Source organism: Paracoccus pacificus, assembly GCF_042680785.1.
Taxonomy (GTDB): Bacteria; Pseudomonadota; Alphaproteobacteria; order Rhodobacterales; family Rhodobacteraceae; genus Paracoccus; species Paracoccus pacificus.
In genome coordinates this window covers 216,960-228,958 of the sequence record NZ_JBHUEN010000006.1, presented here as the reverse complement: position 1 = coordinate 228,958, position 11,999 = coordinate 216,960, and the positions used below count along the sequence as shown (strand labels likewise).

13 protein-coding genes are annotated in these 11,999 nt (G+C 63.7%); 12 read left to right on the top strand and 1 reads right to left on the bottom strand.

Annotated elements, in window-relative coordinates:
* The first annotated feature begins 72 nt into the window (after positions 1-72).
* The 9 genes from ACFSCT_RS02635 to ACFSCT_RS02595 all read left to right on the top strand — a co-directional run bounded on the left by ACFSCT_RS02635 (position 73) and on the right by ACFSCT_RS02595 (position 7,787).
* Positions 73-783, top strand: coding sequence for a GntR family transcriptional regulator (locus ACFSCT_RS02635; protein ID WP_379139922.1), 711 nt, complete (start codon positions 73-75; stop codon positions 781-783).
* On the top strand, positions 780-1,067 hold the full coding sequence (locus ACFSCT_RS02630) for a DUF1330 domain-containing protein (RefSeq protein ID WP_379140053.1): 288 nt from the start codon (positions 780-782) through the stop codon (positions 1,065-1,067). Before ACFSCT_RS02635 ends, ACFSCT_RS02630 begins: the two co-directional genes overlap by 4 nt.
* Before the next feature lie 269 nt (positions 1,068-1,336).
* Positions 1,337-1,999, top strand: coding sequence for a helix-turn-helix domain-containing protein (locus tag ACFSCT_RS02625; protein WP_379139920.1), 663 nt, complete (start codon positions 1,337-1,339; stop codon positions 1,997-1,999).
* Positions 2,000-2,053: 54 nt separating this feature from the next.
* On the top strand, positions 2,054-3,121 hold the full coding sequence (locus ACFSCT_RS02620; RefSeq protein WP_379139919.1) for an extracellular solute-binding protein: 1,068 nt from the start codon (positions 2,054-2,056) through the stop codon (positions 3,119-3,121).
* Positions 3,122-3,207: 86 nt separating this feature from the next.
* Complete coding sequence (locus ACFSCT_RS02615) at positions 3,208-4,056, top strand: ABC transporter permease (protein WP_379139918.1); 849 nt, start codon at positions 3,208-3,210, stop codon at positions 4,054-4,056.
* A complete protein-coding gene (locus tag ACFSCT_RS02610) occupies positions 4,053-4,847 on the top strand; it encodes an ABC transporter permease (RefSeq protein WP_379139916.1) in 795 nt (264 codons plus the stop codon). Before ACFSCT_RS02615 ends, ACFSCT_RS02610 begins: the two co-directional genes overlap by 4 nt.
* Positions 4,844-5,950, top strand: coding sequence for an ABC transporter ATP-binding protein (locus ACFSCT_RS02605; protein WP_379139914.1), 1,107 nt, complete (start codon positions 4,844-4,846; stop codon positions 5,948-5,950). Before ACFSCT_RS02610 ends, ACFSCT_RS02605 begins: the two co-directional genes overlap by 4 nt.
* 50 nt (positions 5,951-6,000) lie before the next feature.
* Positions 6,001-7,389: an NAD(P)/FAD-dependent oxidoreductase gene (locus tag ACFSCT_RS02600; RefSeq protein WP_379139912.1), complete on the top strand. Its 1,389-nt coding sequence runs from the start codon at positions 6,001-6,003 to the stop codon at positions 7,387-7,389.
* Between the two features lie 29 nt (positions 7,390-7,418).
* Positions 7,419-7,787: a cupin domain-containing protein gene (locus ACFSCT_RS02595; RefSeq protein WP_379139910.1), complete on the top strand. Its 369-nt coding sequence runs from the start codon at positions 7,419-7,421 to the stop codon at positions 7,785-7,787.
* A gap of 66 nt (positions 7,788-7,853) precedes the next feature.
* Here ACFSCT_RS02595 and ACFSCT_RS02590 read toward each other — a convergent pair whose 3' ends face one another.
* Positions 7,854-8,735, bottom strand: coding sequence for a LysR substrate-binding domain-containing protein (locus ACFSCT_RS02590; RefSeq protein ID WP_379139908.1), 882 nt, complete (start codon positions 8,733-8,735; stop codon positions 7,854-7,856).
* A 156-nt stretch (positions 8,736-8,891) separates the two neighbouring features.
* Between ACFSCT_RS02590 and argH the strand changes: the two genes are divergently transcribed.
* Genes argH through ACFSCT_RS02575 form a run of 3 tightly spaced genes read left to right on the top strand, consistent with a single transcriptional unit; the run spans position 8,892 to position 11,993 of the window.
* Positions 8,892-10,346: an argininosuccinate lyase gene (gene argH / locus ACFSCT_RS02585; RefSeq protein ID WP_379139906.1), complete on the top strand. Its 1,455-nt coding sequence runs from the start codon at positions 8,892-8,894 to the stop codon at positions 10,344-10,346.
* Entirely contained in the window at positions 10,343-11,209 is an 867-nt protein-coding gene (locus ACFSCT_RS02580; RefSeq protein WP_379139904.1) for an amino acid ABC transporter permease, read from the top strand. The genes argH and ACFSCT_RS02580 overlap by 4 nt, the downstream gene beginning before the upstream one ends.
* Before the next feature lie 10 nt (positions 11,210-11,219).
* A complete protein-coding gene (locus ACFSCT_RS02575; RefSeq protein WP_379139902.1) occupies positions 11,220-11,993 on the top strand; it encodes an amino acid ABC transporter ATP-binding protein in 774 nt (257 codons plus the stop codon).
* Positions 11,994-11,999 lie beyond the last annotated feature (6 nt).

The following is an 11,999-nucleotide window of genomic DNA, read 5'->3' as shown; positions in this document are numbered from 1 at the left end:
TTGTTGGCATACCATAATACCATCCGTCAATAATATGTTGTGCGTCTTTACGGACCCGTATAGGATCGGTTCATGACCAAGGATGAATTCGCCGGGCTCAGAATCGAGCAACCGCCCCAGAAACTCCGCGAAATCGCCGTCGAACGGCTGCGCTCCGCAATCGTTTCGGGGCAATTGCCCTCGGGTTATCGGCTGGTTGAACGGACGCTGGTCGACCAGCTTGGCGTCTCGCGTTCGGTCGTGCGCGAGGCGATCCGCTATCTCGAGGCCGAGGAACTGGTCGAGATCCTGCCGCGTGGCGGCCCGGTCGTGGCGACCATGGACTGGGACCGCGCGCGGCAGATCTATGACATCCGTCTGCTGCTCGAGGCGGCGGCGGCGGCCGATTGCGCGCGAAACTGCGACGCCGCCACGGCAGCGCGCCTGAACGAGGCGCTGAACGGTTTGCAGAACGCCTATGCCGACGGCGATTCACAAGGGCTGATCCATGCCTCGACGCATTTCTATGAGGTGATCTTCGACGCCGCCGGCCATCATATCGCCTGGGAAATCGTCCACCGGCTCAACGGCCGTATCTCGCGCCTGCGGTCGATGACGCTGGCTTCCAAGGAACGGCATATCTCGGGGCAGGCCCGGATGCGCCGGATCGCCGAGGCGATCCTGTCCCATGACCCCGAAACCGCCGCGCAGGCCGTCCGTGACCATCTGACCGAGGCCGCGGCGATCGCCAACCGGTTGCTGCTTGCCGATGATGCGGCCCAGGCCAGAAAACTGTCCCGCTGATGAGCGCCTATTGGATCGCCCATGTCACCGTGACCGACCCCGAGGCCTATGCGGGCTATCAGGCGCTCGCCCCGGCCGCATTTGCAAAATATGGGGCCGAGTTTCTGGCGCGCGGCGGTGCGTCGGAAACCTTTGAAGGGGCGCCCTACCAACGCCATGTGATTATCCGCTTTGCCGATCTGGCCACGGCCCGGGCATGCTATCAATCCCCCGAATATCAGCAGGCGTGGCAGCATCGCCTTGGCGCTTGCGATGCGCATGTGCTGATCGTCGAGGGCGTTTAGCCCCGCGTTTCAGCAGACGCCGGACCCGCAAATCATTGATGTGTGGAATCCCGCTTGCGGGGTTCGCCGTGCCGTCCGCCCATTGAACAAGGCCATGCCGGCACGGCGCTGCATGGCTGCGCGGCACTGGCCCGATGGGGGTGATGCCGCGTCATCGAGGTTCAATCCGGCGGATTTCGGCGCGTTTGAACTGCCTACTTGAAAACTGTTTGATTCTACTGCACGCTTGTTAAGTGACCTTCGGGTCAGGCTGATGACAGGCGATGCAGGTGAAAGACGATCTTGCCCAAAGCCGTGCCGACCGCGACGCCGCATTGGTGGTGGCCGAACGGCTGCGCCGGCTGCGCAAGGCCAACGGGCTGTCGCTGCGCCAGCTGGCCGACGCGACCGGCACCTCGGCCAGCTTTCTAAGCCAGCTTGAACGCGGCCTGACCGGCGCCAGCACCTCGACGCTGATCCGCATCGCCAATTGCTACGGCACCTCGATCTCGGAGCTGTTCGCCGACGTCGACACCCCCGGGGAACGTGTCATGCGGGCCAATCAGCGCCCGATGCTGCCCGAGATGAACGGCCAGCGCAAAAGCCTGATCTCGCGCCGACCGCTGACCCATTTCGAGACCTATATTTCAGAGTTCGAGCCCGGGGCGTCGTCGGGAGACGAGCTTTATTCCCACGGCGACTCGCTTGAGATGCTTCTGGTGATCCAAGGTCATATCCGCCTGCAACTGGGCGATCAGACCTATGAGTTGTTCAAGGGCGACAATATCGAATATTCCAGCGCGGTGCCGCATCGCGTGGTCAACATCGGCGCCGACCTTGCCGAGGTCATCTATATCATCTCACCCCCGACGTCGACGGCGACCTATCTGGACGCCTTCAAGTCCACGGGTCGCGAGCGCATGCGCCGGCCCGCAGACACACCGCCGGACTGACCGAGAATCATTCAAAATGCAGGGAGGCATTTATTGATGAAACGCATGGCAAAGATGACAGGGACGCTTCGCGCCGGATTGCCGCTGGTGCTGGTCGTGGCGCTTGGACATGCCGCGAACGCCCAGGTGGTCGCGGGCGACGTGGCCGAAGGGTCGCTTAAGGGCAAGACGATGACCTTCGTGTCCTATGGCGGCGTCTATCAGGAGGGGCAGGAAAAGGCGCTGGCGGATTTCGTCCAGAAATCCGGGGTCGAGCTGCTGTCCGACGGGCCGACCGAGCTTGCCAAGGTTCAGGCACAGGTCGAATCCGGCAATGTCATGTGGGACGTGGTCGATACCGGGGACTATATGCCCTTCGTCCATTGCGGCACCCTGTTCCAGAAGCTGGACATGACCAAGCTGGACGTGTCCAAAGTCCCCGAGGGTCAGGTCGGCGAATGCAGCGTTCCGGCAATGAACTATGCCGTCATGTATCTGTATAACAAGGACAAATACGGCGATAACCCGCCGAAGAACTGGGCCGATTTCTTCGATGTCGAGAAGTTTCCCGGCACCCGCGGCATTCCCGGCTACGCCGATCCCGAAGGCTACATGATCGAGCTGGGGTTGCTGAACGACGGCGTCAAGACAGAGGATCTGTTCCCCGCCGATATTGATCGCGGCCTGAACAAATGGCGCAGCATCCGCGACAATCTGATCCCCTGGACCACCGGCGCCGAAAGCCAGCAGATGATCGAATCGGGCGAGGCCGACATGGTCATGGTCTGGTCCGGCCGCGGCAAGGCCGCACTGGCCAACGGCGCGAACTACGCCCCGGTGTGGCAGGATTGGGTGGTGGTCAAGGATCAGTTGACGATCCCGGTCGGCGCCAAGGATCCCGATGCCTCCTATGCCCTGATCAACGCCTATCTGGGCAAGCAGGCGCAGGAGATCATGGCGGAAGCCACCTCATATTCGCCGATCAACGTCGATGCGCAGCCGAAGGTCGATGAACTGACCGCCGCGTTCATGACCAATACGCCCGAAAAGCAGGCGATGGCCTATAACCAGAACGTCCCTTATTGGGTCGAGAATTTCGATGAGCTCACCAGCAAATGGGCCGAGTTCATCGCTGGTAACTAGACCGCTGATCGCGACCATGGCCGGGGAAAGCCTGTCCCCGGCCAAGTCCCGGCCATCGACGTTGCACGCTTTCCAGTAGGGCCATCATGTCGTTCCGATCCGCCATTCCGTTCCCGCGCGGCCCCGTTCTTCTGACGCTGCCCGCACTGGCTGTTCTGCTGCTGGTCATGGCGGTGCCGCTGGGCGTCGTGGTGCTGCGCAGCTTTACCGAACCCGCGCCGGGGCTTCAGAACTATGTCTGGTTCTTCGGGACCAAGGTCAACATCACGGTGCTTCTGCGGACCTTCAGCATCGCGTTCTGGGTGACGCTTTGCTGCGTGCTGACCGCCTATCCCTATGCCTTCGCGATGACGGCCGCCGGTCCGAAAGTCAGGCTTTTTCTGATCATGTGCGTGCTGGTGCCGTTCTGGGTTTCAGGCGTGGTGCGCACGCTTGCCTGGGTGATCCTGTTGCAGGATTCGGGGGTCATCAACAAGATCCTGCTGTCGCTCGGGTTCGAGAAGCTGCGTCTGATCCGCACCCAGCTTGGCGTGACCATCGGCATGACGCAGGTGCTTTTGCCGTTCATGATCATGCCCCTGTACGCGGTGATGCGGGGCATAGATCTGCGGCTTTTGCAGGCCGCCCGCAGCCTTGGCGCGCATCCGGTCAAGACCTTCTTCCAGATTTATCTGCCGCTGTCGCTGCCCGGCGTCTTTGCCGGCGCCACCATCGTCTTTATCCTGTCGCTGGGCTTTTACATCACCCCGCTTCTGCTGGGCGGTCCGTCCTCGACCATGCTGTCGACGCTGGTCCAGCAACAGGTTCTGTCGCTGCTGAACTGGGGCCGTGGCGGGGCGATGGGGGTCGTGCTGCTGGTGGCGACCTTTGGCCTTCTGGCCGTCGCCAGTCCGTTTATGAAACGCAGGTATCAGATCAGCGGGGGCAGCCGATGAGCGCGCGGGCCCTGTCCAAGCTGCTTCTGGGACTGACCTGCCTGATGATCGCGGTCTGGCTGGTCGCGCCCACGCTGGTCGTGATCCCGATGTCTTTCGCCGACAAGAAATCGCTGGTGTTCCCGCCTACCGGGTTTTCGACCCAGTGGTACAGGAATTTCTTCACCAATCCCCAGTGGTTCGACAGCTTCGTCGTCTCGCTGAAGGTTGCGGTGATGGTATCAGCGACGGCCACGATCATCGGCACCCTGGCCGCGATGGGGATCGAACGGATGCGAAGCCGGGCGGGGGGCATCATCCGCGCGCTTCTGATCACCCCGATGATCGTGCCGGGGGTGGTGCTCGCGGTCGGCATCTATGCCGTCTATCTGGACACCCGGCTGGTCGGCACATGGATCGGCTATGTGCTGGCCCATACGCTTCTGGCGGTGCCGTTCGTGGTCATCGCCGTCGGCGCGAACCTTGCCGTCTTCGACCAGCGGCTGGAGACGGCGGCGGCAAGCCTTGGCGCGTCGCGGCTGACCACGTTTTTCACCGTCACCCTGCCGCTGATTCTGCCCGGCATTCTTTCGGGCGCGCTTTTCGCGTTCGTCACCTCATTCGACGAGGTGATCGTTTCGCTTTTCATCACCAGCCCGCAGTTGAAAACCCTGCCGGTCCAGATCTTTTCATCCATGACCCGCGACGCCGATCCGACGGTCGCCGCCGTCGGGTCGCTGATTTTCCTGACCACCTCGGTGATTATCGGAGCCGGGCTTCTGTTCGGGGTCCGCAAAGGCAGAAGGCAATGACGACAACACCCAAAGGCACCGCCATCGACATTCAGGGATGCAGCAAGCTCTATGGCAATTTCGTCGCGCTGGACGATATCAGCCTGCGAGTCGAGCCGGGCGAGTTCATGTCGTTCCTCGGCCCCTCGGGATCGGGCAAGACGACGACCCTGAACCTGATCGCCGGCTTCACCGAGATCAGCCGCGGCGAGATCCGTCTGGGTGAGCGGTCGATCGTCAACGTCCCGGCGCATAAGCGCAACATCGGCGTGGTGTTTCAGCATTACGCCCTGTTCCCCCATATGACGGTGGCCAGGAACGTGGCCTATCCGCTGCGTCAGCGCGGCATTGCCCGGGCCGATCGTGACCGTATGGTCGCCGAGACGCTGGCCAAGGTGCATCTGACCGATTTCGCGCATCGCTACCCGTCCGAGTTGTCGGGCGGTCAGCAACAGCGGGTGGCGCTGGCGCGGGCGATGGTTTTCGACCCGACGGTCCTTTTGATGGACGAGCCGCTCGGGGCGCTGGACAAGAAGCTGCGCGAGGCGCTTCAGCTGGAAATCCGCCGCATTCACCGCGAGCTCGGCTCGACCTTCGTCTATGTCACCCATGATCAGGAAGAGGCGCTGGTTCTGTCGGACCGGATCGCGGTGTTCAACAAGGGCCGCATCGAGCAGATCGGCACCGGCCATCAGCTTTACAGCGAACCAAAAACCCTGTTCGTCGGCCAGTTCATCGGCGAAAGCTCGATCCTGCGCGGCCCGCATCGCGCGGCAGGCGACGACACGGCCCTGCGGATCGGCGATGCCACGGTCACCGCCCCCGGCCGCCCCCGGGACGCGGGCGATCAGGTGATCCTGCTGCGCCCCGAGGATGTGACGGTGCAACGCCCGGGAACCGGGGCCGTCGACGGGCGCAGCAATCTGCTGCGCGGGCGTGTGCGTGAGGTGATCTATCTGGGCTCGGCGATGAAATACGAGGTCGTGCTGGCCGATGGCACCGCCGTCGTGGCGAGAACCGCCATGGCGGACGAACCTTTCGCCATCGGCAGCGAGATCGAACTGGGCTGGATGCCGAAAGACGGAAAGCTGCTGACCGACGATGGCTCGGTCGGCGGCCATTAAGTCGGCGGCCATTAAGGCGGACATCGGAACGCTATTTGTGGAAAGCGGAAATGAACGAGATCAAGAACGGCGATATTTCATTCTGGTATGCCGACATCGGCGGGGTTCCGGGCTATCGCCCGCCGCTGCCCGGCGACATCGACGTGGATATCTGTATCGTCGGCGGCGGCTTTACCGGGCTTTGGACGGCCTATTACCTGACCGAGGCCCGGCCCGACCTGTCGATCGCCGTCATCGAAAAGGAATTCGCGGGCTTCGGCGCCTCGGGCCGCAACGGCGGCTGGTGCACGGGCGAATTCGCCTGGAGCCGGCAGAAATACCTGTCCAGCGGCAGCCGCGAGGGCGTCATCGACTTTGAACGCCAGTTGCGCGGCACCGTGGCCGAGGTGAAGCGCGTCACCGAAAAGGAAGGCATCGACTGCGATTTCCGCATGACCGACCTGCTGACCTACGCCTGCTCTCCGGCGCAGCTTGAGCGTCTTGAGGCAAGCTATGCCGAGGCGCGCGCATGGGATGTCCCGACCGACCGGATCGAACTGATCGGCGCCGCCGAGGCCAAGGCCCGCATCAACGTCGCAAACGCTCAAGGCGCGCTGGTCCGCCATAACGTTGCCCGCATCCAGCCCGCCAAGCTGGTGCGCGGGCTGGCCGAGGTGGTCGAGCGGCGCGGCGTGAAGATCTATGAACAGACCACCGTCACGCGGATCGGCAAGGGCGTCGTCACCACCAATCGGGGCACCGTCCGCGCCCAGCGGATCGTCCGCGCGACCGAGGGCTTTACCCACGGCATCCCCGGCAATGAACGCGAGTGGATCCCGATGAACAGCGCCATCGTGGTCACAGAACCCGTGCCCGATGCGCTGTGGCGGGAAATCGGCTGGGACGGATACGAATTGCTGGGCGACGCGTCACACGCCTATTGCTATGCCCAGCGCACGCGCGGCAATCGCATCGCGATGGGTGGCCGCGGTGTCCCCTATCGCTACGGTTCAAAAACCGATGTGCGGGGCCAGACGCAACTGGAAACGATCGAGAAGCTGAAGGAAATCCTGTACCGGATGCTGCCGCAGACCCGTCCCTTGCGGCTGGATCATGCCTGGTGCGGGGTGCTGGGCGTCCCGCGCGACTGGTGCACGACCTCGGGGCTGGATGCGGACAGCGGCATTGCCTGGGCCGGGGGCTATGTCGGGCTTGGGGTCTCGACCTCGAATTTCTCGGGGCAGACGCTGGCCGATCTGCTGCTGGACAAGACCACCGAGCGCACCGGCCTGCCTTGGGTCAACCGGCGGCCGCGCAAATGGGAACCCGAACCATTGCGCTGGCTGGGGGTGCACACGATGTACTGGCTGTACCATCTGGCCGACCGGAACGAACGGGCCGGAGGCGGACGCAAGACCTCGCGTCTGGCCACGCTTGCCAACCGCATCACCGGGCGCTGAGAAACATGCATCACAACGAAAGCGACACAATGACTGATCTTTCCACCTTCGCCGCCCTTGCCGGAATCGATATCGGCGCGTGGTCCGACAAGCCCACGACGCTGAATCCCGGCCAGAAGGAGGCCGCGAAATCGCTTTACACGACGCCCGATGGCAAGCTGGACATCGGCATATGGGAAGCCACGCCGGGCAGGTTCACGGCCGACCGTTCGCAAGCCGCCGAATTCTGTCATTTCCTGCAAGGCCGGATCGTGATGACCCATCTGGACGGCACAAGGGTCACGCTTGGCCCCGGCGATGCGATCATGCTGCCGCGCGGCTGGAAAGGCACCTGGGAGATTCTGGAGCAGACCCGCAAGATCTATGTGATCTATTCGGGCGGCGACACGCCGGATTGACCGCGCCCTCGTTCACGACGGACCGCCCGGCGGCAGCAGTTCCCCGGACATGCCGCGCATGGGTGGTTATCGCCCGCCATCTCCGTCGGTCTGGCTGATGCCCTGCAACCAGCCCCGGAACAGGCGCAGCGCCGGCGATGGCTTGCGGTCCAGCGGCATGGTGAACCAATACCCGATGTCCGAGGCATAGCCGATGCCGCCGGGATTGACCAACTGACCGGCGGCAAACTCGGCCTCGACCAGTTGCGGCGGCACCAGCGCCAGCCCCTGCCCCGAGATCGCCGCCCGCAAAACCAGCGTGTAATAGTCGAAACGCGCGATGTTCTGGGCCCGAAGCTCTGGTTGTCCGTGCCAGCGCACCAGATCGGACCAGTGCAGCGGCGTGCCCGGATGCTCGAAGATGTTGCAGCGCGCCAGTTGTTCCAGCGTTTGCGGATTGCCCTGACGCGCCAGATAAGACGGCGCGCAGACCAGCCACACATCGCGCCCGAACAGATAAAGCGCGTCCTCGTCGGGGAACGGACCCGGGCCGAAGCGGAAAAATCCGTCCGGCTGATCGCCCGGGTTCTGGGTCGAGAAGGTCGTATATTGAATGTCGATGCTGGGGTTCTTCTGATTGAACTCCTGCACCCGGGGCAAAAGCCAGCGGTCGCCGAAGATCGGCAGCAGCTTCAGCCGCAGCGTGTTCGGATCGGGTTGCAGTTGGCGCGCCTGAAAGGCGGCGTCGTCCATCGCTTTGATCGCGATACGCGCCTGTTCGATGTAGATGCGGCCAAGCCGGGTCGGCACCATGCCGCTGGGCAGCCGGGCGAAAACCTGCCCGCCAAGCTGCGATTCAAGCTTCAAAAGCTGTTTGCTGACCGCGCTTTGCGACAGGTTGATGCTTTCTGCCGCCGCCGTGGTCGAGCCGCGCTGCGCGATCGCCAGCATCACGCGCAGCGCCGTCATCGACGGCATCGGGGCAAAAGGATGACGCAACGGCATACAGATCGGCGTCCGCTAGTCGATTTTGTCATAACCCTAGTGATTCTTTGCGTTTGTGCAAGTCTCGATCCGCGCGCAACAGTCATGGTCACGTCACATTCCAGCCGCAAGGAGAACGCCGTGAGCAAGCAGTCAAACCTTCTGTGGGGCGGACGCTTCGCCAGCGGGCCCTCGGCCGAACTGACCGCCCTGTCGCGCAGCCCGGCCAGTTTCTTCCGCCTCTCGCCCGAGGATCTGGCCGGCTCTCGCGCCCATGCCCGGGAACTTGAACGCGCCGGTGTGCTGACGGCGGACGAGCTTGGCAGGATGCTGGAAACGCTGGACGCGATCGGGGCCGATGTCGCCGCCGGCCGCGAAACACCCACCCCGGCCGACGAGGATGTCCACACCTTCCATGAACGGCTGCTGATCGAGCGGCTGGGCCCGCTTGGCGGCAAGCTGCGCGCCGGCCGCTCGCGCAATGACCAGACCGCGAACAACACCCGCATTTATCTGCGGCGAAAAGCCCGCAGCCTTTCGGCGCTGGTGCTGAAGGTGCAGGATGCGCTGCTGGCACAGGCGCAGGATCATGTCGACACGCTGATGCCGGGCTTTACCCATCTTCAGCCCGCGCAACCGGTCTCGCTTGGCCACCACCTGATGGCGCATGCGCAATCGCTCAGCCGCGACATCTCGCGCCTGATCGACTGGGACCGGCGGTTCGATCGTGGGCCGCTGGGCGCGGGCGCGCTGGCCGGCACCGCCTTTGTCGGCGACAGCATGGCCTCGGCCCGCGATCTGGGTTTCGCGCGCCCCTGCGAAAACTCGATCGACGCGGTCGCCAGCCGCGACGTGGTGGCCGAATTCCTGTTCGCCACCGCCATGCTGGGGGTCAACCTGTCGCGCCTGTCCGAGGAAATCTGCATCTGGGCCTCGCGCCAGTTCGCATGGGCCAGACTGGACGACGCCTATTCGACCGGCTCGTCGATCATGCCGCAGAAGAAGAACCCGGATATCGCCGAGCTGACCCGCGGCATGTCTGGCACGATGATCGGCAATCTGGCGGGAATGCTGGCGACGCTGAAGGCGATGCCCTTGGCCTATAACCGCGATCTGGTCGAAGACAAGCGCAACCTGTTCGAGACGCTCGACCTGCTGGAGCTGATCCTGCCCGCCTTTGCCGGCATGGTCGCCACCCTGCGCTTTGACACCGAGCGCATGGCGATGGACGCCCCCCGCGGCTTCACCCTTGCGACCGAGGTCGCCGACTGGCTGGTCCGCCAAGGCATCCCGTTCTCGCACGCCCATGAGATTTCCGGCGCCACCGTCCGCTATTGCGAGGAGCGCGGGATCGAGCTTGACGGGCTGACCGCCGACGACCTGCCCAAGATCGACGACGCGTTGAAACCCGAGGTGCTGAAGGTCATCGACCCGCGACGGGCGCTGGCCGCGCGCAGCGGCGTGGGGGGGACCGCGCCGGTCCGGGTGCGCGAACAACTGGCCGAGTTCCGCAAGACCTGCGACGCACAGCGCGACTGGGTCAAGGTCGTGCCCAGCGGCGCCGCGCTGGATGCCGCGAAGGCGCCGGCACAATGAGCAATATTGATCTTCCCCAGTCGAACCGGGCCGCCCATGACATCGCCCACCTGACGCTGGTGCCGCGCCGGCATTACGGGCGCATGATCTCGGCCGCGATCGTGCTTTTGCTGGTCGCGCTTCTGATCCGCGCCTTCGTGGTCGGTCAGATCGAATGGTCGGTGGTGGGGCAGTTCCTGTTCGCCCCGGCGATCGTCAAGGGCATCTGGAACACGCTTCTCATGACCGTCTGCGCCATGTCCCTGGGCATCGTGCTGGGCGTCGTCATCGCGATCATGCGCATTTCGGGCAACCCGGTGCTGGAATGGATCGGGCTGATCTATGTCTGGATCTTCCGCAGCGCGCCGGCGCTGTTGCAGCTTTTGCTGTGGTTCAATCTGGCGCTGATCTTTCCGACCATCGGTATCCCGGGGTTGTTCTCGTTCAACACGGTCGACGTGATGACGCCCTTCGTCGCCGCGATGCTGGGCCTTGGCATCCAGCAGGGCGCCTATACCTCCGAGGTGGTGCGCAGCGGCCTTCTGTCCGTCGACACCGGCCAGTACGAGGCAGCCCGGACCATCGGCATGACCGGCATGCAGGCGCTGCGCCGCATCGTCCTGCCGCAGGCGATGCGGGTCATGGTGCCGCCGGTCGGGAACGAGGTGATCAGCATGGTCAAGCTGACCTCGCTCGCCTCGGTCATCCAGTATTCCGAGATCCTGCACAACGCGCAGGTCATCTATTACGCCAATACCCGCGTGCTGGAACTGCTGCTGGTCGCAAGCTTCTGGTATCTGGTCATCGTCACGGTGCTGTCGATGATCCAGTCCCGGATCGAACGCCATTATGCCCGCGGCACCCGCGGCCGCACCAAGCTGTAGGAGCCGGGGGATGAGCGATGAAATTCTGGTCAAGGCCGTCGATGTCAGCAAAACCTTCGGCGACTTCAAGGCGCTCGACAACGTGAACCTCGAAGTCCGCAAGGGCGAGGTCTGCTGCATCATCGGGCCCTCCGGTTCCGGCAAAAGCACGTTTCTGCGCTGCATCAACCTGCTGGAACGGATCGATTCCGGCGCGATCTGGGCCAATGGCGAGCTGATCGGATACCGGCGCGAGGGCGACAAGCTGTATGAGATGAACGACGCCCAGATCGCCCGTCAGCGGCGCGGCATCGGCATGGTCTTTCAGCGCTTCAACCTGTTCCCGCACAAGACCGCGCTTGAAAACGTGACCGAAGGCCCGGTGCATGTGCTGGGCGAAACGCCCAAGGCCGCCCGCGAACACGCCCTTGCGTTGCTGGCCAGCGTCGGGCTTGCCGAAAAGGCGGGCAATTATCCGGCAGAGCTTTCCGGCGGCCAGCAGCAGCGCGTCGCGATCGCCCGGGCCCTTGGCATGCGGCCCTCGCTTATTCTGTTTGACGAACCAACCTCGGCGCTTGACCCGGAACTTGTCTCCGAGGTGCTTGACGTGATGAACGACCTTGCCGCCTCGGGCATGACGATGATCGTGGTCACGCATGAAATGGGCTTTGCCCGCAACGTCAGCAACAACACCGCCTTCATGGACGGCGGCAAGCTGATCGAGCATGGTCCCTCGGCCCGGATACTCAGCCAGCCGGACAACCCGCGGACGGCAGATTTCATCCGCGCCGTCCGCCGATCCTGAAACCAG